The organism is Cellvibrio sp. GW822-FHT04B05 (assembly GCF_058800985.1).
This window is the reverse complement of sequence record NZ_JBXAMU010000002.1, coordinates 527,623-552,461: the sequence shown is the minus strand read 5'-3', so window position 1 is coordinate 552,461 and position 24,839 is coordinate 527,623. Positions and strand designations below refer to the sequence as shown.

The 24,839-nt window shown below is 46.9% G+C and carries 20 protein-coding genes; 17 read left to right on the top strand and 3 right to left on the bottom strand.

What is annotated here, in order from left to right; translation table 11 throughout:
- Positions 1-10: 10 nt before the first annotated feature.
- Positions 11-1,759 carry a C4-dicarboxylic acid transporter DauA gene (gene dauA / locus AC1RJL_RS07960; protein WP_492912677.1) on the bottom strand — a complete coding sequence of 583 codons (1,749 nt, stop codon included), beginning with the start codon at positions 1,757-1,759 and terminating at the stop codon, positions 11-13.
- A 259-nt stretch (positions 1,760-2,018) separates the two neighbouring features.
- On the opposite strand from dauA, the gene AC1RJL_RS07955 reads away from it, so the two are divergent.
- Complete coding sequence (locus AC1RJL_RS07955) at positions 2,019-2,207, top strand: hypothetical protein (RefSeq protein ID WP_492912675.1); 189 nt, start codon at positions 2,019-2,021, stop codon at positions 2,205-2,207.
- A 251-nt stretch (positions 2,208-2,458) separates the two neighbouring features.
- On the opposite strand, the gene bfr is transcribed toward AC1RJL_RS07955, so the two are convergent.
- A complete protein-coding gene (gene bfr / locus AC1RJL_RS07950) occupies positions 2,459-2,935 on the bottom strand; it encodes a bacterioferritin (RefSeq protein ID WP_492912673.1) in 477 nt (158 codons plus the stop codon).
- Between the two features lie 163 nt (positions 2,936-3,098).
- Complete coding sequence (locus AC1RJL_RS07945) at positions 3,099-3,308, bottom strand: bacterioferritin-associated ferredoxin (RefSeq protein WP_492912671.1); 210 nt, start codon at positions 3,306-3,308, stop codon at positions 3,099-3,101.
- 391 nt (positions 3,309-3,699) lie between these two features.
- On the opposite strand from AC1RJL_RS07945, the gene AC1RJL_RS07940 reads away from it, so the two are divergent.
- The 16 genes from AC1RJL_RS07940 (at position 3,700) to AC1RJL_RS07865 (ending at position 24,761) form a co-directional block, all read left to right on the top strand.
- Positions 3,700-4,302: a peroxiredoxin gene (locus AC1RJL_RS07940; RefSeq protein ID WP_492912669.1), complete on the top strand. Its 603-nt coding sequence runs from the start codon at positions 3,700-3,702 to the stop codon at positions 4,300-4,302.
- Between the two features lie 203 nt (positions 4,303-4,505).
- Positions 4,506-6,449 carry a TonB-dependent receptor plug domain-containing protein gene (locus AC1RJL_RS07935; protein WP_492912667.1) on the top strand — a complete coding sequence of 648 codons (1,944 nt, stop codon included), beginning with the start codon at positions 4,506-4,508 and terminating at the stop codon, positions 6,447-6,449.
- A gap of 74 nt (positions 6,450-6,523) precedes the next feature.
- Positions 6,524-7,210, top strand: a complete 687-nt coding sequence (ung, locus tag AC1RJL_RS07930; RefSeq protein WP_492912665.1) for a uracil-DNA glycosylase — start codon at positions 6,524-6,526, stop codon at positions 7,208-7,210.
- 392 nt (positions 7,211-7,602) lie between these two features.
- Entirely contained in the window at positions 7,603-10,581 is a 2,979-nt protein-coding gene (locus AC1RJL_RS07925) for a TonB-dependent receptor (protein WP_492912663.1), read from the top strand.
- A gap of 102 nt (positions 10,582-10,683) precedes the next feature.
- A complete protein-coding gene (locus AC1RJL_RS07920) occupies positions 10,684-12,219 on the top strand; it encodes a tryptophan halogenase family protein (RefSeq protein WP_492912661.1) in 1,536 nt (511 codons plus the stop codon).
- A 14-nt stretch (positions 12,220-12,233) separates the two neighbouring features.
- A complete protein-coding gene (locus AC1RJL_RS07915) occupies positions 12,234-12,947 on the top strand; it encodes a SapC family protein (RefSeq protein WP_492912659.1) in 714 nt (237 codons plus the stop codon).
- A 54-nt stretch (positions 12,948-13,001) separates the two neighbouring features.
- Positions 13,002-14,501: a tryptophan halogenase family protein gene (locus tag AC1RJL_RS07910; RefSeq protein WP_492912657.1), complete on the top strand. Its 1,500-nt coding sequence runs from the start codon at positions 13,002-13,004 to the stop codon at positions 14,499-14,501.
- A 447-nt stretch (positions 14,502-14,948) separates the two neighbouring features.
- The gene (locus AC1RJL_RS07905; protein WP_492912655.1) at positions 14,949-16,064 is read left to right on the top strand and encodes a phosphoserine transaminase; all 1,116 of its coding nucleotides are present in this window, start codon (positions 14,949-14,951) and stop codon (positions 16,062-16,064) included.
- 71 nt (positions 16,065-16,135) lie between these two features.
- Positions 16,136-17,311: a phosphoglycerate dehydrogenase gene (locus AC1RJL_RS07900; protein ID WP_492912653.1), complete on the top strand. Its 1,176-nt coding sequence runs from the start codon at positions 16,136-16,138 to the stop codon at positions 17,309-17,311.
- Between the two features lie 31 nt (positions 17,312-17,342).
- On the top strand, positions 17,343-17,666 hold the full coding sequence (locus AC1RJL_RS07895; RefSeq protein WP_492912651.1) for a YqfO family protein: 324 nt from the start codon (positions 17,343-17,345) through the stop codon (positions 17,664-17,666).
- Positions 17,663-18,232, top strand: a complete 570-nt coding sequence (locus AC1RJL_RS07890) for an NUDIX hydrolase (RefSeq protein ID WP_492912649.1) — start codon at positions 17,663-17,665, stop codon at positions 18,230-18,232. The genes AC1RJL_RS07895 and AC1RJL_RS07890 overlap by 4 nt, the downstream gene beginning before the upstream one ends.
- Before the next feature lie 203 nt (positions 18,233-18,435).
- Entirely contained in the window at positions 18,436-20,226 is a 1,791-nt protein-coding gene (locus AC1RJL_RS07885) for an acyl-CoA dehydrogenase C-terminal domain-containing protein (protein ID WP_492912647.1), read from the top strand.
- Between the two features lie 47 nt (positions 20,227-20,273).
- Positions 20,274-21,914 carry an AMP-binding protein gene (locus tag AC1RJL_RS07880; RefSeq protein ID WP_492912645.1) on the top strand — a complete coding sequence of 547 codons (1,641 nt, stop codon included), beginning with the start codon at positions 20,274-20,276 and terminating at the stop codon, positions 21,912-21,914.
- 69 nt (positions 21,915-21,983) lie between these two features.
- Positions 21,984-22,970 carry an SPFH domain-containing protein gene (locus tag AC1RJL_RS07875; RefSeq protein WP_492912643.1) on the top strand — a complete coding sequence of 329 codons (987 nt, stop codon included), beginning with the start codon at positions 21,984-21,986 and terminating at the stop codon, positions 22,968-22,970.
- 16 nt (positions 22,971-22,986) lie between these two features.
- Positions 22,987-23,451, top strand: a complete 465-nt coding sequence (locus AC1RJL_RS07870; protein ID WP_492912641.1) for an NfeD family protein — start codon at positions 22,987-22,989, stop codon at positions 23,449-23,451.
- 176 nt (positions 23,452-23,627) lie between these two features.
- Positions 23,628-24,761: a patatin-like phospholipase family protein gene (locus tag AC1RJL_RS07865; RefSeq protein ID WP_492912639.1), complete on the top strand. Its 1,134-nt coding sequence runs from the start codon at positions 23,628-23,630 to the stop codon at positions 24,759-24,761.
- Positions 24,762-24,839: the final 78 nt, after the last annotated feature.

Sequence of the window (24,839 nt, the reverse complement as noted above, 5' to 3'; positions counted from 1 at the left end):
GCATAAAACTCTATAAGGAACATGTAATAGAAGGTAAAGAGCTGTGGGGTGATTGCAGTGCATCACCAAGACATGGGTATAAACGAAAAATGCCTTCGATAGGTTTGATGTTGGCTTTGGCCAGTGTTTTTAAAGGTTGGAATTGCAAGTCGGTAAGCGTGAGCTGCGCCCCCACTGTGCGGCAATGCGTGATGAGCTTGGTAAGTGCAGATAAGCCACCCGCATCCAGCATGGTGACGTTATCAAGGTATAAAATAACAATTTTGTCGCGCTCACAATAACGCGTGAGTTCACCCAATATTTTATCGGCAGCGGCAAAAAATAAGGGGCCGGTAATTTTAAATATCCGGTAATTTTCTGGGACTTCTGTCGGCACATACTGTTTGTTGTGTGTAATCTCAACTACGCGGGTCATATCGGCAATTTCTTTCATAAACAGTATTGCCGCCAACACAATGCCTGCGGTGATTGCAAGTACCATGTCGAATAAAACCGTTAGCGAAAAACAGCACAGGAAAACCAGAATGTCGCTGAGTTGGGAGGTTTTGAGTAAGTGCAGGCTTTTGGGGGCTTCACTCATATTCCACGCCACTACTATCAGTAGCGCTGCCATAGCAGGCATGGGTAGATACCCCAATAGTGGCGCAAGGCTAACCAAGCCAAGTACGACCACCAGAGCGTGAATCATGCCTGCAACAGGCGATTCAGCGCCCGCTTTGAAACTGGCTGCTGAGCGCGCGATGGCTGCTGTTGCCGTTATACCACCAAAAAATGGAGTGACGAGATTACCAATCCCTTGACCGAGCAGTTCACTGTTGGCGCTGTGGCGTTTACCGGTCATGCCATCCAGCACCACAGCACATAAAAGCGATTCAATTGCACCCAGCATGGCAATCGCAAAGGCGGCGGGCAGCAGGTCGCGCGCCAAACTCCAGCTAATTACCAGCGTATTGCCATTAGCATCCGGTTGCCGCCAGGGCCATGCGAAGCTCGGCAGGATGGGTGGGATACCTTGCGCGGTGCTGCCGTCGGCGGCGATATAGCTGAAACGTGAATAAATGGTATCGACGCCCAGACCTGCATCATTCAACACCAATGCCACAAGACTGCCGACAATCACGGCGGGTAAATGTGCGGGCACCGGTATTTTCAGATAAGGCCACAACACCATAATCGCCAAGGTAAATCCGGCCACTAACAGGCTCGGCCAATGGGTGTGCCCAAGGGATATTGCGAGAAGGTTAATTTTTTCGAGGTAGTGCTCCGGCATAGTCGCTATGGGCAGGCCGAGAAAGTCTTTTATTTGCAGGGTGGCTATCACCACACCAATACCACCGGTAAAGCCCAGTATTACCGGTTCGGGTATGTATTCAATGAGTCGCCCCAGACGAAAGAGCGCCATCACCACCAGTATGGCGCCCGCCATTACGCTGGCGAGTAAGAGGCCACTCAGACCGTACTTTTGGGTAATGGGATAAAGAATGACAACGAAGGCGGCGGTTGGACCGGAGATACTGAAGCGGGAGCCGCCTGTTAGTGCAATGACAAAACCGGCAATGGCTGCTGTATACAATCCATATTGGGGAGCGACACCAGTGGCAATTGCCAGGGCCATCGCCAGTGGAATCGCAATAATTCCCACCGTCAAACCTGCCAGCAGGTCTTTTCGAAACCTTAACCCCGTGTACGGCTCTGCAAAACAACTTTCCCGTAGGGCGTGCCCTATCCGTAAGGAAAACAAATGGGCTCTGTATGACATAGGCCTACCCTCAGTGTGTCTTGACCTGTGCAGTGTAGCCATCGTTATCATATTATGCTAATTACATTATAATGTAATTATAATGTAATTATAATTTTCATCTTATAGTGTATTCTTACAGAGATTAATGATTTGTGAGTCATGACACTCAGGGTTACCAGAGCGCGGCGCAGGACTGGAGGTGATCTTCGTCTTGTAGGCAGTATCCCTCCCCCGGACATCACTTTTTTATAAAACTTTCGAAGATGAGAGAGAGGATATGGAACAGAAAACTGCGCGCCTTACGGTGCTTATTGACCCCACCAAAAAGGATGCTTTTGAGCAGCTTTGTGCTTCTCAAGACATGACTCCCTCTCAAGTGGTGCGTCAATTAATCCGCGAATATCTTGAAAAACATGGAGTCACCTACGCTAATCAGGCGCACATCACGAATGGCACCCATGAATGAGCGGAATTAATTGGAGGATTGTTTGGAGGTTCGCCGTGGGTAACGCACTTGCCGCAGGACGTCGCTCGAAAGGTTTTAGTTGTTAGTGAAATGCAGGCTTGGCATGCGATAAAACCTGTTGTCCTTTGTTTCTCCCCTGTTTGTTCGCACTCACATTGCATCAACTTGGGACAACAGGCTTTTCTTTTAGCTAAAACGATGGGACAGCAGTGGCTATGAGATCCTTTGTTATTTTTTGCCAATTGCAAATGTTATGACTGCGGAGCCATTTTGCTTTGCAGGTAATTTTGGATGCCGACTTTATCGATCAATGAAAGTTGAGTCTCCAGCCAATCAACATGCTCCTCTTCGGATTCGAGGATGCTTTTCAGCAAATCGCGGCTTACAAAATCGCGTACGCCTTCACATACGGTGATGCCGTCGCGCAGATCGGGAATCGCCTTGAGTTCTACTCTTAAATCAGACTTAAGCATTTCCGGGGTGTCTTCACCGATGTGCAGTTTGCCCAGATCTTGTAAGTTGGGCAGGCCTTCCAGAAACAAAATCCGCTCGACCAATGCGTCGGCATGTTTCATTTCGTCAATGGATTCATGGTATTCGTGATCAGCCAGTTCTTTCAAACCCCAATCTTTATACATGCGTGCATGCAAGAAATATTGGTTGATAGCAACCAGTTCATTTCCCAAGACTTTGTTTAACACGGCTATAACGGTCGGATCGCCTTTCATAGAGTTCTCCTTATGCACTAAATAACAAAAAGGAGAGTCTGGCCTTCGGGGCAGGTGATGTCAAGCAAATGACTGTTCTAAGTGATTGATGGAGAAGGAAAAAATACTAAAAATGACAATGATTTAGATTCTGTTTTGGCTTGGAACATCATAAAAAGGGTATTTAAGCCACTGCATAAAACTGCGGTAAGCCGTTAATCATTGGTGTATCGCTCAAGGCTTCATCCAGGATTTCGCGTGTCATTACCGAACATTTACCGCATTGGCTAGCAACCCCCAAGGCTTTACGTAATTGCCCAAGCGAACTTGCACCGTCATCTATTGCAGCTTTGATTTGACGATCAGTAATACCTTTGCAGACACAGACGTACATAAAACAATTCCAGAGTAATTTGCCCAAAAAATGCGATCATCTCGCGGACAAATAAACTCTAATGGTAATGAGAATTTGTGTCAATAATTTATGGGAAGGAATCGCGTTTAGCAGGGATTTATATTCGCTATTATAACCAGTCGGTAGGAGAGGGATTAATGTGCCAATGAAATCGTCATAGTTACAGTTTTGACCGCACTATATAGAAAATCAATATGACTAGTGAACGTGCCTGTGTATGATAGTCGCGCACTATCGATAAATATCAGGTAATCAATAAATGACCGTCATATATTCATAACCGATGAATAGTATTCTGGTTCCTATCCCTGATTTTGTCCCCACGGATTCATATATTCACCATTGAACGTTAACCATTAGGAGATTAGATATGGGCGTATTAGTTGGTAAACAAGCACCGGATTTTACTGCGTCAGCAGTATTGGCTAACGGTGAAATCGTAGACGGTTACAACTTTGCTGCTGCCACCAAAGGCAAGAAAGCAGTGGTTTTCTTCTATCCACTGGACTTCACCTTTGTATGTCCGTCAGAACTGCTTGCATTTGATCACCGTGTAGAAGAGTTCAAAAAGCGCAATGTTGAAGTGATTGGTGTGTCTATCGACTCTCAATTTACTCACAACGCATGGCGTAACACTCCAGTGAACGAGGGCGGTATTGGCCCGGTTCGTTATACGCTGGTTGCTGACATCACTCACTCAATCGCTAAAGCTTTCGACGTAGAATCTGCTGATGGCGTAGCTTTCCGCGGTACTTTCATCATTGATGAAGCGGGCATAGTTCGCTCACAAATCGTTAACGACCTGCCCATCGGTCGTAATATTGACGATACCATCCGCACTGTTGATGCATTAATTTTCCATGAGCAACACGGCGAAGTATGTCCAGCTGGTTGGAAAGAGGGTGATGCAGGTATGGACGCATCACCAGTTGGTGTTGCGAAATACCTGGCAGAGCATGGCGACAAACTCTAATTCAAACTGAACTGGATATGTCAAAAAACCCGGCAGAAATGCCGGGTTTTTTCGTTTTGGTGATTTATTTATATGGCGGTTCAATCATTCTCTAGCAGTCTTTAAGTGCTCTGCTAGGCTTGATACCAAAGCAGATAAATAATGAATAAAGGCTCGTAATGGCACGATTTTGTTTAAAGCCGATTGGGTGGGTTACATTGAGCATGTCTTGTGCCGTGTCCGGTTATTCAAGGGCCGAGGATACCGATTTATTAATGCTATCGCTGGAGGCGCTGTTACAGACCAAAATTACTGGCTCCACCCTTACCAACGAGTCCCTGCAGACAGTCCCTTCATCAATGACAGTATTCACCCGTGCGGATATACGTCGCTTGGGCCTCCAAAATCTTCCCCAGTTGGTGAATTTGGTTCCCGGTTATCAGGGCTATCGCTCCGATGCTTCTACACTCAATCTCAGTATGTCTAGCCGCGGTCGCCGTCTGGGTAATAACGGCAGTGAAATATTGATTTTGATCGATGGGCAGCGGCTCAATAACGATTGGTCGGGCGGCGCAAACCAGGGCGATAGTCTTATCAGTATCGAGAATGTGGAGCGAGTGGAGTTTATCCGTGGCCCAGGTGCTTCCATCTATGGCAGCAATGCGGTGATGGGGGTGATTAATATCGTTACCGCAGGCCGGCGCGAGTTGGTGGTCGATGCAGGTAGTTACGGGCGGCTTCATACCAGTCTTGCCTGGAATTGGCAGGGAGAGGGCGGTAGTTTGTCAATCTATGCGGGCCGAACGGAACGCGATGGTGAGCGATTAAATATCTATGAGCCTTTCCCTAATCCTGCGACACCGGTTTATGTGGATACGCGAGATCCATTTCAATCAGATGATCTATATCTCAACGCTAAAGTGGGGGAGTTTTCCTTAACTGCCAGAATTGCCCGGCGTGATATGGAGGGTTTCTATGTCTCTGGTTATGTAGATAACGACAGTAACCGATATACCACGTCATCCGAAAGTGTAAATATTGGGTGGCAGCGGGAGTTTACTGATGAACTCACTATCAATGGACGCCTTTTTAAAGGGCATAAAGCTTTCGATCTGCGTGCAGCGGCATCGCTTATTCCTTATTCAATTATCGATGGCGGTGTGCATGAGGAGGAACTGGGCACGCAGTGGATTCTTCAGGGCGAGTATAGCCGCTCTCATTGGTTAATGGGGTGGGAGTGGCGCAATCCCGAGTTGGTTGATACCGATGCGCATGTGAAATCACCGCCTAACCAATCTTTGGTCAACCTACCCCAAGCTCCTGAGGATGGTCGCATTATCAATGGTTTTTTTGGGCAATATCAGACTCCTATAACGAATAGGCTGGCGCTGACTTTAGGTTTGCGTCGGGATAGCTATTCGGACTTTGGCTCGCATTTAAGTCCTCGGGTCGGATTGGTACAGCAGGTGGGAGATATCGATACATTAAAGCTTTTATATTCCGAGGCCTTTCGCGCTCCGAGTCGGATTGAAACCTCAGTTCTCAATAGCAGTGGCTTTGAACAAAATCCTGATTTACGTCCTGAAACTGCCCAGACGACTGAGTTGATATGGATGCATTTGTTAGAGAAGGGCTACATTTCCTCAACATTGTTTAATACCGATGTTAAGAATGCGATTGTCGAAACGATAACGCCACAATTTAAACGCAGCTGGGGAAATAGCCAGCAGAGCGTGGCGGGTATGGAGTTTGAGTGGCAGAGCGCCTGGGGACCGCATTGGGAGTCGCGGATTGCATTAACCCACATTATGAATCCGGTGGGTTTCATTCACACTGAGTCGAGTAACTTGCTTAGTGGTAGTCTCAGCTATCACCGCAATGAATGGAAATACAGTCTGCTGGCTAACTATCAGGGCGCCAAGCGCGATCCTAATGAACAGGAATCACCGGCTAATATCACGACCACTGAATACACAGATTTTGGCGGCCATACGGTCTACAGCGCGCATGTGTCTTATTTGGTTCGCAGTGATGTAGAAGTGTATCTTCATGTCGATAATCTGTTCGATAAGCAGTATTTACTACCCGCTAATCGCCCTTCTAACTATGTTGGGGTTCCCGGTGCAGGACGGATTGTCGGTGCTGGTTTACGCTGGGTATTCGATTAATTTCTATTCGCCGATTCTTTCTGTTTCCCTGTGGTCAATGGTAGAGTGCATCAAATTTTTTTGGTCGCTCTACTATGAATAGTCCCCGCAAACCTATTGATTTACATCCCAGTTGGCTGGCCCATTTAGCGCCGGAGTTTGAACTTCCCTATATGAAGCAACTAAAACAGTTTCTATTGCAGCAGAAACAAGCGGGGAAGGTAATTTATCCGGAATCAAAATATATCTTTAACGCGTTTAATTCTACGCCGCTTGATCAGGTCAAAGTCGTTATTCTGGGACAAGATCCCTATCATGGTCCTAATCAGGCCCATGGTCTTTGCTTCTCGGTTCAGCCGGGTATTCCAGCTCCACCCTCCCTCCAAAATATGTTCAAAGAGTTGCGCAGGGATCTTGGTTTTAATATCCCTAATCATGGCTATTTGCAGAGCTGGGCAAACCAGGGTGTCCTGTTACTTAATGCCACTTTGACTGTGGAGCAGGCACGCGCAGGCTCCCATCAAGGGCAGGGCTGGGAAACTTTTACTGACAAAGCAATTCAAGTGGTAAACGATCAATGTCAAGGTGTTGTATTCTTTTTATGGGGTAGCTACGCGCAGAAGAAAGCGGCCCTCATTGATCCGCGCAAACATCTGATTCTCAAGGCTCCTCATCCCTCACCATTATCGGCTCACCGTGGGTTTATCGGTTGCGGCCATTTCTCGCAGGCAAACGACTATTTGCAAAGTCATAATAAGCCGCCGATTAACTGGCAGCTATAACGCACCAGAATAAGTCGGCTGTAATTTTGTCAATTTGACTATAACAGGTCTGCTGCTCTCATTGCTTAAATTTACACGTGAAAGCGCTTTCAGATAATTGACAGCGCTGTCACATGGTAGTAGTTTTGTGCGCAACTTGTGACGCGCTATTCGTGCGACAGATAGCAATATCGTTATTAAGTATTATTTATATTTAAAAATAGATAATTGTGATTTTTTATATTTAAAAAATCATTTTAGGGTCAATTCAACAAAAAATATAGCTAGAACTCAGTGAAGAATTCGCTTTCATTCCGAAAGTGAAAATGTTTGGAATGCAGTCATTTCAGGCTGTAATTCAGGCATGCGTGTACCGGAAAACATAATTCCTGACGATAATAAAGGAGAGCTCCATGTACAAAACTATAAGCTTTAAGAGAAAAATACTGGCAACCGCGGTGGCATCAATTGCTGCTGCAAGTTTCAGCAGCGTGACTTTTGCGCAAGACGATACTGTAGAAGAAGTAACCGTTACTGGTATCCGTGCGTCTGTTGCGCAGGCGATGGATACCAAACGTAATGCAGTCGGTGTTGTTGATGCTATTTCTGCAGAAGATATCGGTAAGATGCCTGATTCTAACTTGTCAGAATCATTGCAACGTATTTCAGGTCTTTCCATTAACCGTTCTGATGGTGAAGGTTCTCAAGTAACCGCTCGTGGTATTGGCGCTGAGCTGAATATGGTGACTTTGAACGGCCGCGTTATGCCTGCTGTTGCCAACGGTAATACCGGTGATTCATCAACTCGCGCATATGACTTTGCCAACTTGGCATCTGAGTCTGTGTTTGGTGTAGATGTATACAAAACCGGTCGCGCTGATATTGCCACTGGTGGTTTGGGGGCAACAATCAATATTAAAACCTTACGCCCTTTAGAAGCGGGCAATCGCGCGACTATTGGCGTGAAGGCAATTCAGGATGAAACTGTACGCGCCGGTGCAGGTGATGAAATTACTCCGGAAGTATCCGGTTTGGGCTCTTGGGTAAATGACGATGAGACTTTCGGTGTTTCGATTACCGGTTCTTACCAGCGTCGCGATAGCTCAAACGCGAATAACTTCGTTAATAACTGGTCCAATATCAACGAATGGGATGCAACGTCGACAGGTCGTTTCCAGGCTGGCGCACAAATCAATAACGCGCCAAACAACGGTGATTTATATGCGTTGCCGACCGATTTACGTTATGAGGTGCAAGACAACAAGCGCGAGCGGAGCAATGCTCAAGCCGTAATTCAGTTCAAGCCAACTGAACGTTTAATAACAACATTGGATTACACCTATTCTGAACTTGACCGTACTTCTGAGCGTGCACAGCAATCAGTATGGTTTAACACCAATGCGATTTCTGAATTAACTTTCGATAACGGTGCAGTTCGTACTCCGATTCTATATCGTGAATCTTACAATGGTACTAAAGACGTATCATTTGCCGGCGGTCAAGTCGACTCTTTGACCCAGAACAACTCTCTTGGCCTTAACTTTGCGTTCGAAGTTAATGATCAATTGAAGTTGACTCTTGATCACCACAAGTCAAGCGCTAACAACAATAGCCAAGGCCTTGAAATTGGTCTTAACGCCAACGTTGTGACTGAAGAATATGTTGACTGGTCCAAGAGCATGCCGCTGATGAGTGTCAAGGTCAACGACTGTCTGGAGCGCGATAGAGCGCCGCGTCCTGTGTACATCAATGGTAATTGTAACGGTATTGTTGACGGCGGCGATGTAAGTGGCGCAATGAGTAACAGCCCGCGCTCGCATACCCGTACCGAGATTGAACAAACTCAATTGTTTGGTGAGTTCCAATTCAATGGTGCAGGCTTCTTTGAAAACGCGGGTTTGAAATTTGGTATTGAACAGCGCACTGATGAAAATTCCAGTCGCGCTTCTGGTGATAGTCGTTCGGGTGTTGGTAACTGGGATGGTGTTGATCCAGGTTTATTCCCTGATCAATATTTTGAAAGCCGTGATTTTGGTAAAGATTTCCCTGACTATGGTGCAACAACCAAAAATGATTTGTTCTTTGTTGGTGTTGATGCAAACTTGTCAAAAATTGTTGAAGTTGTAGAAAATATCAATGCGAGCGGTAATTTCCCGGCAGATTTCTATGACTTCGTAAATGGCAAGATCCAGTGGAACGGAATTTACACTACCAACCGTACTATCGAAGAAGAAAGCAAATCAGCATTCGTCCAATTCAATTCGAACTTCGAGCTGGGTGGTTTGGAATCTAACTTGGTAGTAGGCCTGCGTTATGAAGAGACCGATGTAACTTCATCCTCGTTAGTAAATGCACCAGAGCTTTTATGGTGGCAAAGCGACAACGATTGGTCAGTTGTTTATGCAAATGAGAAAACTCCGCAGAGAGAAACTGGCTCTTACGATTACTTATTGCCGAATATTGACTTCGATATTAGCCCAATCGATTCACTGAAACTGCGCTTCTCTTATAGTGAAACTATTGGTCGTCCAAGCTACGCTGATTTGCGTCCTGATGTCGGTTTGAATGATTTATATCACCGAACTGCGAATGCTGGTGATGCATCCTTGAAACCAATGGAATCGCAAAACATCGACCTTTCTGCAGAATGGTATTACACCGATGACAGCTATCTGTCGATAGGTTACTTCCGTAAAGATGTAGATGGTTTTATTGGTACCCAAATCTTCCAGGAAACTGCATACGGTTTACGTGATGTGCGGTTGGGCCAGCTTGCGGTTGGAAGTGGTATTTCTCAAGGTGACGAAGCTGCTCTACATGCATACGTGCATGATAATTCTAGCCCTGAGTTCATTTCTTCGAATGGTCTATGGGTACGTGCTGATGGTGATGACCCTCTGTTGGTTTGGGCTGTGAATAAGCCAGTTAACGACAAATCAACAGTAATTGATGGTATTGAATTTGCGGTTCAGCATTGGTTCGGTGATTCTGGTTTTGGTGTGCAAGGTAACTACACCATGGTGGATGCAGATGTTGAGTTCAACAATCTTTCTACTGTAGGTCAGTTTGCAATCACTGGCTTATCGGATACCGCTAACTTTGTCGGTTTCTATGATAAAGATGCATGGCAAGTTCGTGTGGCTTACAACTGGCGTGATAGCTTCCTGTTGAGCCGTACCGCTGGTGGTGGTAACCAACCACAATACGTTGAAGATTATTCACAAATCGACGTATCGGTTGGCTATGAAATTAATGAGAACCTGACTGTAACTGCTGAAGGTATCAATGTGACTGGTGAAAACTACCGTACCCATGGTCGTTCAAAAGCGCAGTTGTTGTCTTTGGAAGATCTGGGTGCTCGTTACCAATTAGGTCTGCGTTACACTTTCTAGTGCAGGCGTTTTACCTGATTGATTGTTTGGACAAAGCCGCTGGGAACAGCGGCTTTGTTTTTTGTAAAAGCTCAGATCATGTATCTGTATTGAGGTATTAGCGTGCAGCGGAAAATAGTGATACTGGGCGGAGGCACTGCGGGTTGGATTATGGCTGCCCGTCTGGCCGCCGAGCGAGCATCAATCGATTCCACTCCTGTTGAGATCACTCTGGTTGAGTCGTCTGATGTGCCGACTATCGGGGTGGGTGAGGGTACCTGGCCAAGCATGCGAGAAACGCTAGAAAAAATTGGTATCCCGGAGCATGAGTTCTTACACTATTGCAATGCTTCGTATAAGCAGGGATCCCGTTTTGTTAACTGGCGAGAAGGAAAAGGTGAATCTTACGATCATCCTTTCACTCTTCCTCCTGCTTCAGGACGCGCTTCCCGCGGTCTAAATTTTCAAAAAGTAAATCCATCGGTTTCATTTTCGCACTGGCTGTGTTTGCAGTCTCATGCGATTGATGCTGGTGTTGCACCAAAACAATTACATACCCCGGACTATGCCGGTGTTTTAAATTATGGTTACCATCTTGATGCCGGAAAATTTGCACAGTTGATGAAAATGCATGCAGTAGACCGGCTTGGTGTAAGTCACGTTATTGGTCATTTCAAAACGGCAAATATTAACGATGAAGGTTTGATAACAGCGCTAAATTTGGTTGATGGTACAACGCTGGAAGCTGATTTTTTCGTCGATGCCAGTGGTACCCATAATCAATTAATTGGTGGTGTGTTGCCAAGTGAGTTCGTTTCACTGGCCGATGTCTCACCGAATGATCGTGCGTTAGCAATTCCTGTTATTTATCCCGACGCTGATGACGAAATCCAGAGTGCAACATTGTCGACAGCGCAGGAGGCGGGTTGGATTTGGGATATCGGATTGCAGCATCGGCGTGGAGTTGGATATGTGTATGCGAGTGCGTTTTCTACTGAGGAGCGTGCGCGTGAGGTTTTGGCAGGATATGTTGCGAATATTAATAAAGAAATCTCTGTAATTGATGCTCGCCAATTAATTATTAATCCGGGATATCGCTTGACACCTTGGGTGGGTAATTGTGTTGCAATTGGGATGTCTGCCGGATTTATAGAGCCATTGGAAGCGTCAGCTCTGGTAATGGTGGAATTGACTGCAGCTTACTTATGCGAAAATTTACCCGCACCACAATCAGCTTTGAAAGGTATTGCGGTTAGATACAATCAGCTTTTTATCGAGCGTTGGAGTCGGATTCGGGATTTTTTGCAATTGCATTATTTGTTGAGTGATAGGCGTGATACAGCATATTGGCAGCATGTGACGGAAGGCATTCCTGCTACCGATCGACTGCAAAATCTGCTGGATGAGTGGCGTTATCGCGATCCGGTATTAAATGATTTTGGTCATTTTATGGAGTTATTTCCGTCGGCGAGTTATCAATATGTTTTGATGGGGATGCAGCCATCCTATATGACTCCTTCGCTGGCACGCGCGAGTGAAAAAAACCTGGAGTTACTCAGAGAGATAGACACACTCATGGCTAAGCGTGAACATTATCTTACGAACTTACCGTCCAATCGCACTTACTTTAATAAGTTAAAAGAAAAATTTAATAATTAGTTTGGAGTTTTATTATGGCTCAGTATCAATTGCTTAATAATATTGCACATAAAGACCTGCGTATTCTAACGCGTCGCGGAGGTGATCTTGGCGATGCGGTTGGTGGTTGTGTCGTCTATCCGACCGAGTTTAATGAGTTGCAGAAATATTATCCTATTTTATTTCAAGCTAGCGAGGGCGGAGATTGGCTTACGGTTGCTCTCTTCGGTTTTGAGTTGAATGAGAATTTATTTTTATCTGGTGATAAGTGGCTTGTACCTTATATTCCCTCGGTGATCGAGCGTGAGCCTTTTATTATCGGTATGCAGGAGCGACCTTCCGGAGAAATTGAACCGGTTGTACATATCGATTTAGATAGTCCGCGCATATCTACAGGTGATGAGGGCGAAGCGGTTTTTTTACCTTTTGGTGGAAATTCACCGTTTTTGGAGCGGGTAACGAATGTGCTTTCCGTGGTGCATGAAGGGGTTGCTGAAGCCGAGAGAATGCTGTCTGAGTTTAAACGCCTGGATTTGATTGAGAGAATTACTCTCGACATAGAATTTTCAAATGGTGTGCGTTATAAAAACAGTCATTACGCAACTATTAGCAAGGAGAAATTATTGGCATTGTCCGATGCTGAAGTTGCTAACTTGCATCGTTCGGGCCTGCTTCGTTATGCCTATTTGATCATTGGCTCAATCACAAATATCCAACAAATGGTTGATATTAAAAATAGCCGGCTTTAATAAAAAGAAGCGTTATGTTGCAAGACGCAAATATAAAAATTATGGAGGTCAGGTATGCAAGCGATTAAAAGTATTGTCATCGTAGGCGGAGGAACAGCAGGTTGGCTGGCCGCTGCTGCCATCGGAAAAATTTACCAGGGCAGGCTCAATATCACATTACTTGAGTCGGATGCTATTCCTACTGTCGGTGTAGGTGAGGCAACAATTCCTACGATGATGGCATTCCATAAGTTGATTGGTATCCCGGAGCCGGAAATGATGCGCGCTACGCACGCCACTTTCAAATTGGGTATCAATTTTAAGAATTGGGGCGAAATTGGTGAAGATTATATTCACGCATTTGGCCATGTCGGACGCATTTTTTGGGGGGGAGAATTCCAACATTTCTGGACGCGATCCAGGAAGCTGGGAATGAATACACCTTTTGGCGCGTACTGCTTGGAGCAAGAAGCTGCGCGTGCTGGCAGGTTTGCGATATGTGAAAATCCCATCCTGAATTATGCAATCCATTTTGATGCGGGACTCTACGCAAAATATTTGCGCGGTTACAGTGAAGAGTTGGGTGTGGTCAGGCTGGAAGGAAAAGTTAAGCGTGCCGAGCAAGATCCTGATTCAGGTTATATCACTCAATTGCATTTAGAAAACGGCTCCACTTTGGCCGGTGATTTCTTTGTTGATTGCACGGGCTTTCGTGGTTTGCTCATCGAGGAAACATTAAAAACGGGTTACGAAAATTGGCAGCATTGGTTGCCATGCGATTCTGCGTTGGCAGTGCAGTCTGCAAAGGTCGGTCCGGCAAATGCCTACACCAGCGCCACCGCGCATGAGTTTGGTTGGCAATGGGGGATTCCATTGCAGAACCGCACAGGTAATGGAGTAGTGTTTTCCAGTCCGTTTGCGGATCGTGATTGGGCAGAAAAAACGCTCGCCAACAATATCCGTGGTGAAATGTTGATGTCTCCACGCCTGATTCAATTTAAAACCGGACGTCGCAAACTCGGATGGAATAAAAATTGTATCGCGCTTGGTTTGGCTTCTGGATTTTTAGAGCCACTTGAGTCAACCAGTATTCATATGGTTACTTCAGCGCTGATTCGATTCCTGCGTATGTTTCCGCTGCGCGGGATTCAACCTGTTTTGGTCGAAGAATATAATCGACAATCGCGTGAGGAGGCAGAGAGTATTCGCGATTTCATTATTTTGCATTATCACTCCACCCGCCGTAATGACACAGAGTTTTGGAATTATGTGCGCACAATGTCTATACCGGAGACGCTTCGTCATCGCATGGATATGTTTGTTGAAAGCGGAATGTTGGCATTAGGTGGCGATGAATTATTCAGAAGCAATGGTTGGACACAAGTGATGATTGGCCAGGGATTTGTGCCGCAGCATTATCAGCCGATTGTCGATAATATGGCAGATAATGAATTCCGGGCTTACATGAAAGGGTTTAGCGATCATGTTGCCCGTAACTTACGCCTGTTGCCGAGCCATGAAGACTTTATCGCCCGATATTGTTCGTTAGAAGAAAAACTGACCCAACCTGCTTAAATTTCTTTTGCGCTATTAAAGCCTTCAAAATACCAATTTTTGGGGGCTCTTTCTCATATTTGGAGGGCCGTTGCAAATTAGTTTGACAGCGCTGTCATTAAGTTTTAAATTAGCTGCAGTTGATTGAATTTTACTTGGCTTTATCTCTGTAAAAGCCGGGTTTTAAATGGTTGATGGTCTCTCACCGTCGATGTCTGGTTGATGCATCGACGTCTCCCTCTTGCCCCCTGAGTTTCAGAGGGCTTTTTTTTGTCTCTACATTACCCGCCGTTTTTTTTACTTGCGAATCCACTCTCGCTGGCTAGGTTATTTGATGTGTAGCTGGCATAATCGACGCCCCGAATTTTCCGGGTTTGCCCTGTAGGTTGGTCGAGGGTGAGCCCCGTTTGGCGGGTACTGCCGGTGTTGTCCAGCAGGCTCGCTTTTCTTGTCAGCTAGAGGATAACCATGAAGCCAGCAGTAAAACCCAGCAATCCCAATTTCTCGTCTGGCCCTTGCAGCAAGCGCCCGGGCTACAGCTTGGATCAATTAGATATTTCCACTTTGGGGCGTTCACATCGCTCGACTATCGGTAAAGCAGCATTGCAACGCGCGTGTGAAGACACCGCCGAATTGCTCGGCTTGCCGGAAGGTTACCGTGTAGGTGTGGTGCCTGGCTCCGATACCGGTGCCGTCGAGATGGCCATGTGGTCGCTGTTGGGTGAGCGCGGTGTGGATATCCTGCAATGGGAATCCTTTGGCAAAGGCTGGTTGAGCGACGCTACCAAAGAATTGAAGTTGAGCGTAAATGCGCACGAAGCGGATTACGGTTTGCTGCCTGATCTGTCTAAAGTGAATTTTGATAACGATGTCATCTTCACCTGGAACGGTACTACCTCGGGCGTGAAAGTGCCGAATGGGGATTGGATTCCAGCCGACCGTAAAGGCCTGACTATTTGCGATGCAACCTCGGCTGTATTTGCGATGGATATGCCGTGGGAAAAGTTGGATGTCATCACTTATAGCTGGCAGAAAGTACTCGGTGGTGAAGGTGCGCACGGCATGTTGATTCTCAGCCCGCGCGCTGTCGAGCGTCTGGAAACTTACAAACCGTCCTGGCCGATGCCAAAACTGTTCCGCATGACCAGCGGCGGTAAAGTAGTTGAAGGTATTTTCAAGGGCGATACCATCAATACTCCATCTATGTTGGCAGTGGCTGATTATCTGGACGCGCTTGACTGGGTACGCGCAATTGGCGGCGTAAAAGAAACCATCGCGCGCTCCAACGCCAATCTGGCAGTATTGAAAAATTTTGTTGCGGCAAATGACTGGATTGATTTCCTGGCGCAGACAGAAGAAACCCTGTCCAATACCAGTGTGTGTTTCATCGTGAAAGCAACTCCTGATCAGGTTAAAGCGATGGTCAAGTTGCTGGATAAGGAAGGGGTCGCCTATGACATTGGCGCATACCGTGATGCCCCTCCCGGTCTGCGTATCTGGTCTGGTGCAACTGTTGATACGGCCGATCTGGAAGTATTGTTGCCATGGCTGACGTGGGCTTACGAACAAGCCACGGCCGCCTGATTTTTTCGCAATTTTTCGCAAGGCCGTGTTTTTACACGGCCTTTTTGTTAGCGTTCTGAGGATTAATGATCATGTTTAAAATAAAAACATATAACGCGATTTCTGTAAGAGGTTTAAATCGCTTCCCTCGTGAAAAATATGAAGTTGCCAGCGATATTGGCCATCCGGATGCTTACATCCTGCGCAGCCATAAACTCCACGGTGAAGACTTGCCGGCTAGCGTTAAAGCGGTAGCGCGTGCAGGTGCAGGCACCAACAATGTTCCGGTAGATGAATACACCAAAAAAGGTGTTGTGGTATTTAACTCGCCCGGTGCAAATGCCAATGCGGTAAAGGAGTTGGTGCTTGCCGGCATGTTGCTTGGCTCGCGCGGCATACTTCCGGGAATGGAATATGTAAGTACATTGACGCATATGACCGATGCGGATGAGATGTCAAAATTGTTGGAAAAAGAAAAATCCAACTTCGCCGGTTTTGAGTTACAAGGCAAAACGCTGGGTATTGTCGGTCTGGGTGCAATCGGTTCGTTGATTGCGGATGCCGCACTTGCCTTGGGCATGAATGTAGTGGGTTTTGATCCGGCACTGTCGGTTGAAGCGGCGTGGCGTTTGCCGAGCCAGGTTGGTCGTATGGAGAACCTGCAGTCGTTGTTGGCCCGCTCGGATTACATCACTTTGCACGTACCTGCGATTCCGGCAACCAAACATTTGTTGAATGCCGATACGCTGAAAGTTACTAAGAAAGGCGCGACTCTGTTGAATTTTGCGCGTGAAGCAATTGTCGATGCTCACGCTGTTGTCGATAGCCTGAACGCCGGTCACTTGGGTAAATATATTTGTGATTTTCCTGAGCCAATCCTGCTTAATCGCAAAGATGTTTATGCAATGCCGCACATCGGCGCCAGCACGGAAGAAGCGGAAGAGAATTGTGCGATTATGGCGGCTGACCAACTGGTGGATTATCTGGAGAACGGTAATATTAAAAATTCCGTTAACTTCCCGGCGGTATCAATGGATCGTTCACCTGCTATAGGTTCGCGTATTACTTTCTCGAATGAAAATGTGTCTGGCGTGTTGGGGCATGTGTTATCTGTGTTGGCTGATCATAAAGTCAATGTGGTAGATATGGTCAACAAAAGTCGCGGTGATGTGGCCTATAACATTATCGATGTTGAGCAAGTTCCATCTGCTGCTGTCATTGACGCGCTTGCCAAGGTGGAGCACGTAATTGCAGTGCGTGTTATTTAATACGCATCATCTAAATTTGGGAGCAGGGTAGATGTATAAACTAGTCTTCTTTGTTCCCGAATCCCATCTCGATCTTGTCAAAGCAGCAGTCTTTGCTGCTGGAGCTGGCCGCATCGGTGATTACGACCAATGCTGCTGGCAAGTCCTCGGACAAGGGCAGTTTCGTCCGCTTCCCAATGCCTCCCCATTCATCGGTGTCGAAAATCGGCTGGAGACTCTCCCCGAATATCGGATAGAGATGGTTTGCGCTGATGAATATATTAATGAAGCTGTGATTGCATTGCGCGAAGCGCATCCTTACGAAGAACCCGCGTTTGATGTTTGGCAACTCGCTGATCCGGACGTATTGCGATGAGCACTTTGTTATTCGATGCGTTATCGCAACAGTTAATCCATGATCCCCTGAGCGAAGTCCTACCGCCGCAAGCGGCGGTAATTGTGTTGATTAGCAACGACGATAATCCCGCGCTTCTTTTTACCAAACGCGCCGCGCACTTGCGCCAGCATCCGGGTGAGGTTTGTTTTCCGGGCGGTATGTGGGAGCAGGGCGATAGTGATTTATTTGCTACTGCCCAGCGCGAAGTGTATGAGGAAATAGGTTTGCCGAGTACGGGAATCCAACTGCTGGGACGCTTACCCCAATCCCATACTCGCGCGGGAACTCCCGTAACTCCCTTTGTTGCCAGCTTTGATCCGGCGTTGCCTTTGTATGCATCCCCCGATGAGTTGGACAGTATTTTTCTGGTGCCTTTAAGTGCTTTCAAAGAGGGTATTCAAGTGCGGGAAGATACTTTCGAGCGGCATGGCAGAATGATTCAAATCCCCGTCTATCATTATCACGGCTACGAGATTTGGGGTTTTACCGCAGCAGTAACTGCGCAATTACTGGATTTGTTGGCCTGGGAGCCAATCAACGACTAATCCCATAATTGTTCAAGTTTCAAACTTTTAGTTCTCGAAAGGTTAAAAAACGCAACTATTTGCGATAAAGGGTACATCTGTACAGGTGTAATTCGCTAGAATCCAACATCTACATGCTAAAAATAATGAGATTATCAATCGGTTAGCGAGCACCAAAGCTCGCTGTTTCACTCATCAACAGGTTTTCACCTGGGTGGTTAAGGATGAACAATTACCAAACGCCGCTGCGCGATATCGATTTCACCCTCTTTGAATTATTTGATTACGCAGGCCATTGCCGCGCAATAGGTCATGCTGCTCTGGACCGCGAATTAACCAAAGCTTTCTTCGGCGAGGCGGCACGGTTTGCCGAACAAGTGCTCGCTCCGCTTGGCCCTGTTGGTGATGAGCAAGGCTGCCAACTGCGCGATGGCAAAGTTGTTACGCCGACAGGGTTTAAGGAGGCCTACGAACATTATTGCGCGGCGGGTTGGCCAACGTTGTCGCGTTCCACTGTGTATGGTGGACAAGGCTTGCCACAATCCCTCGGTGTAATTTTGAGTGAAATTCTCGGCACGCCCAATTGGGCTTGGGGAATGTATGCCGGCTTATCGCAAGGTGCCATGCACACCATCGAAACTCATGGTACCCAATTGCAAAAGCAACAGTATCTTCCCGCGCTTATTTCAGGTCGTTGGACGGGCACCATGTGCTTGACGGAGTCCCAAGCCGGTAGCGATCTGGGTTTGTTGCGCGTGCGCGCCGAACCGCAAACTGACGGCAGCTACACCATCACCGGCACCAAGATTTTTATTTCCTCAGGGGAGCATGACCTCGCCGAAAATATCGTCCATATCGTGCTTGCACGCCTGCCGAATGCACCTGCCGGCACCAAAGGTATTTCCCTCTTTATTGTTCCGAAAATCATTGTGGCTGATGATGGTTCGCTCACCGGCGCCAATGCGGTCAATTGCACCGCCCTGGAAAAGAAAATGGGTATCCACGGCAATGCCACCTGCGTATTGAATTTTGATGGCGCCAAAGGCTGGCTGCTGGGAGAGGTGAATAAGGGGTTGAACCATATGTTCACCTTTATGAATCTTGCCCGTATCGGTTCGGGATTGCAGGGATTGGCACACGCGGAACTGGGTTATCAAAAAGCCCGCTTATATGCGCGTGAACGGCTGCAGATGCGGTCTTTGACGGGCATTAAAAATAGTGAAGGACCTGCCGACCCTATCATTGTCCATCCCGATATCCGCCGTATGCTGCTAACCCAAAAGTCATTGGTAGAGGGGATTCGTATGTTGTGTTACTACGCCAACATTAAAATGGATGTGAGCCAGCATTCCGGCGCTTCCATTGAGCGCCAGCGAGCTACGGATTTGTTGAGCCTGCTAACGCCGATTGTGAAAGCGTTCAGTACAGAAGCGGGCTTTGAATCTGCCAACCTTGCCCTGCAATGTCTGGGCGGGCATGGGTATATCCGTGAATGGGGCCTCGAACAAAATTTGCGCGATTGCCGTATTGCCACCTTGTATGAAGGGACCACCGGGATTCAGGCTCTGGATTTGTTAGGCCGCAAAGTGCTTGGCTCTGGAGGCAAAACACTTTCACCACTCATTGATGAGATAACGCTTTTTTGCCACTCCTGCGATGGAAATGAACAACTCGCTCCACATGTTGCCCAATTAGCTACACTCAGTCAGGAGTGGCAGCAACTTGGTATGTGCATCGCTGAACGCGCGCAGCACAACGCGGATGAAACCGGGGCCGCTGCGGTAGATTATCTGATGTATTCGGGCTATCTTGTGTTGGCATTTTTATGGCTCAAGGCTCAGAAAACCGCACTTGAACAACTTGCGCAACCCATTTCCGATCCCGGTTTCTATCGCACAAAACTGGCTGCCGCTGATTTTTATTTTGCCCGCATACTGCCGCGCACGATTAGTTTGGTTAGGGCGATAGAATCCGGTGCGAATAACTTGATGAGTTTGGCCGGTGATGAATTTTAATGTCGGTATAATAATATCGATACAATAATGAACGTGGAGAATGTCGAATGTCATTGAATTACAACAGAACACTTACAGACGTCTTTGCGGAATCCTGTAAAGAATATGCTGAGAACAATGCGTTCACCTGCATGGATCGCACATTGACTTATGCCGATCTGGATCGACTCTCAGGTCGTTTTGCTGCTTATTTACAACAGCACACCACGTTAAAACCTGGCGATAGAATCGCGGTGCAGTTGCCCAATATTTTGCAATATCCCGTAGCGGTTTTTGGCGCACTGCGCGCCGGTATGGTGGTTGTTAATACCAATCCACTTTATACAGCGCATGAAATAAAACACCAATTGAAGGACTCAGGCGCTAAAGCGTTAGTAGTATTGGCCAATATTGCGAAAAACGCAGCTGCCATTATTGAAGATACCGGTGTCGAGCAAGTCATCGTCACCGAGCTTGCCGATTTGCATTCGCCACTCAAACGCGTATTGCTAAATTTTGCCGTAAAACACCTTAAAAAAATGGTGCCGCCATTTGAGTTCCCCAATCAGATTGCGTTTAACAAAACACTCGAACTCGCAACCAAACCCTGGCAACCCGTAGCGCAAACACCGGATGACATTGCGGTGCTGCAATACACGGGTGGAACCACCGGTGTCGCCAAAGGTGCGATGCTTACGCATCGAAATCTGGTTGCCAATATGGCGCAACTGAATGAGCGAATGAAAAATATTTTTCGTCCACGGCAGGAGTTCTACGTCGCTCCCTTGCCGCTTTACCATATTTACTCGTTTACTATTCACTGCACATCTGCAGTGGCGTTGGGAAATCATAATTTATTAATTCCTAACCCACGTGATATTCCCGCTTTTGTAAAAACCTTGAAGGGAAAACCATTCACATTTTTTGTGGGCTTGAATACCTTATTTAATGCGTTGATGCGTAATAAAGATTTTTGTGAATTGGATTTTAGCCATTTACGCCTTACGTGCTCCGGTGGCATGGCATTGACCGCAGAGACAAACCGTCATTGGGGAGAGCTGACCAAAGCACCCATCAGTGAAGGTTATGGGTTGACGGAAACTTCTCCGGTCGTATCCAATAATCCGGTTGAGAATGTGCAGTACGGAACTGTCGGTTTGCCGTTGATTGATACGAATTGCAAAGTAATTGATGATGCCGGCAACAGTTTGCCTTCGGGCGAAGCAGGTGAACTTTGTGTGCAAGGGCCGCAAGTGATGAAGGGTTACTGGCAACGGCCGGATGCAACTGCAGAAGTGATTGATGCCGATGGCTGGTTTAAGACGGGTGATATTGCCGTGATTCAACCAGATGGCTACATCAAAATTGTTGACCGCAAAAAAGACATGATCAATGTGAGCGGATTCAAAGTATTCCCTAATGAAGTGGAAGACGCGTTAAGCGGCCATCCCGATATTGTAGAAGTTGCAGTTGTCGGTGTTCCCGATGGGGATGGTAGTGAAACGGTCAAAGCATTTATTGTCACTGCCAATGAGCAACTTACGATTGAGCAAGTGCGTACATTTGCTAAAGAATCGTTGACCGCCTACAAGGTTCCGCATCTGATCGAATTCCGCAAAGAGTTGCCCAAAACCAATGTGGGGAAAATTTTGCGCCGCGAATTGCGCGATCAGGAAATCGCCAAGGGCAATACGGCTAAAAAGAGTTAATCGCTCGTTAATAGAAACCGGGGTTAAATCGCAGCACTGCTTCATCGTATCACCACTCAGGATCTCATTATGGATGCGTTACTTTCTCTTCTCACCAGCCCGGCTTTCTGGGTTGCGTTGGTGTTGCTTTATACCTTGAAAAAAGGTATTCACTTTGTGCCGCAGAACCGCGGTTATGTTATTTATCGTTTTGGTAAATATACGAAGACGCTAAGTTCGGGTTTAAATTTTATTATCCCCTACGTTGAGTCTGTAGAGGCTGATCGTAATTTAAAAGAGCAGTCTTTAGTCATCCCGAAACAATCGGCGATCACCAAAGACAACATTGCGTTGAGTATTGACGGTGTACTATTTATCAAAGTGATTGATGCGGCAGCGGCAACCAACAATATTACCGATTACAAATTGGCCTGTACGCAACTCGCCATGACCTCCATGCGTAATGCGATCGGCTCGATGGAGTTGGATGATTGCTTTCAAAACCGGTCGGCCATCAATGCGAAAATTCAGGAGGCAATGCAGGGCGCGACTGAACCTTGGGGCTTGATTGTTTTACGTTTTGAGTTGCTGGAAATTACTATTCCTCCGTCAATTAAAGAAGACATGGAAAAACAAATGACTGCGGAGCGGCAAAAGCGCTCGGCAATCTTAACGGCTGAGGGTGTTAAAATCGCTGCAATTACCACAGCAGAAGGCCAAAAGCAGGCACGTGTTCTCGATGCAGAGGCTGCTAAAGCGGAGCAGGTTCTTGCAGCAGAAGCGAGCAAAGAAGCACAAATTCTGGAAGCTACCGGTAAAGCAGAAGCCATCCGCCTGGTCGCGATTGCTGAAGCAGAAGCGCTGACCACAATTGGTAAATCAGCGGCGACTGAAGAAGGGCAAAAAGCAGTTGCTTTGAATCTGGCGCAAGGGGCAATTGATGCGCACAAGGCCATTGCGCAAAAAGGCACTGTGGTATTGACCGATGGTAAAACCAGCGAAAATATTACCACGACCGTTGCGCAAGCGATGGCAGTGTCTTCCTCAATAAATTCCGCACAAGCAACTCGCTTCTAATGGTTGGAAAAGAGCTATGGGCTTGATTGATCATTTTGCGCAGAATCAGGATCACCTCCTCTATGCGATAGCAGGCATTTGTTTGGTTGCCGAGCTAAGTGTATTGGGAATGAGTGGGCCTTTATTATTTTTAGCATTGGGCTGCTTGCTAACAGGAGTTATGGTTTCCATCGGCATGATCAGCGGTTGGGAAATGGAAGTGTTTAGCGTGGCTGTTTTGGCTGCATTAAGTGCTGCATTATTGTGGAAACCATTAAAGGCTTTTCAAAACGCCGGCATTGGTCGCGATACAAGTAGCGATATGATCGGCAAAGTTTTACCGGTGACCCAATTAATTACTCGCGATCAGGGTACGGTTGCTTACTCCGGTATCGATTGGCAAGCGCGTCTTGATGCGGCGCACAGCGAGCCTGTTGCCGTCGGTAGTCGCGCTCACGTGGTGGCAGTGCAAGGCGCATTATTGTTAGTCCGGCCGGAATAAAATTGATTTGCTGTTAGGAAAGCACCTGCTTCAGGTGCTTTTTTATTTCTGCTGCTCGAAAAGTTTTTTGCGCCAAAAGAAGCGTCAGCTGCTAACCTCAAAGTAATACAGCTTTATCAAATTAGATAACCCCCTTGGTAATGCTAAATAAAAATATCTGTCTATAAGAAGCGTTTATGAAAACAGCATTGATTTTATCTGGCGGTGGTGCCCGTGCTGCTTATCAAGTCGGGGTGTTGCAAGCCCTTGCGGATGTTCTGCCAGATGACTGTGAAAATCCTTTTCCTATTATTTGTGGTACTTCTGCGGGAGCCATCAATGCGTTGGCGATTGCAGCGCATAAAGGTAATTTCAAATCGGCAGTCAATGCACTCGCCTATATGTGGCAAAACCTGGATATTGGGCAGGTTTATTTGCACGGTTGGGGCGATATTTTTAAAGGCCTCGGTTATCTCGGACTTTCATTGTTTAATGAGGGCGTGGGCCGTCGCCGTCCTTTATCTTTACTGGACAACGCACCTCTGTGGAATTTGCTCGGCTCAAAAATTAATTTCGAAAATATTAATCATTCTGTCGAGAGCGGAAAATTACTTGCAGTGAGTGTGTCGGCAATGGGTTATACCTCCGGGCACTCGGTGAGTTTTTTTCAAGGTAGTCCGGCGTTGCAAGGGTGGTCGCGTTATCGCCGCAGCGGCGTGGCGACGCATTTACGCCTTGAGCATTTACTTGCTTCTTCTGCAATTCCTACCATTTTTCCTGCTGTGCGTATCAACCGTGAATATTTTGGTGATGGTGCGCTGCGTCAGTTGGCGCCGATTAGTCCGGCATTGCATCTGGGTGCGGATGCGTTGTTTGTGGTGGGGGTGAGTGGTAACCGCGCTCCCAAAGCCAGTCGACGTGTACCACACCGTCACTCGCCATCCATGGGGCAGATTGTTGGGCATTTATTTAACAGCGCGTTTGTCGATGCACTCGAAGGCGATTTGGAACACATGCAGCGCATGAATGAATTGTTAAAATTGATTCCGGAAGATGTACGTATGCGCGAGGGAATTATATTGCGACCGGTTGAGAATATGGTGATTTCTCCCTCATCGCCTATTGATAGTATCGCCGGGCGTAATGTGCGTTACCTGCCAAAAAGTTTGCGATTTTTCTTGCGCGCGATTGGTGCTACCGCAAAAGGTGGAGGCGCAACAGCAGCGAGTTATTTATTGTTTTCCAACGAATTTATTACTGAGTTAATGGAGTTGGGAAGGCAGGATACTTTGGCTGAAGCAGATAATATCCGTGCCTTCTTTAGTCGTTAAAAAACTGTGCCGCGTATAAATTGCTACGCAATAAAAAACGCCGCTGTCATCACAACAGCGGCGTTTTTTATGTGCGGA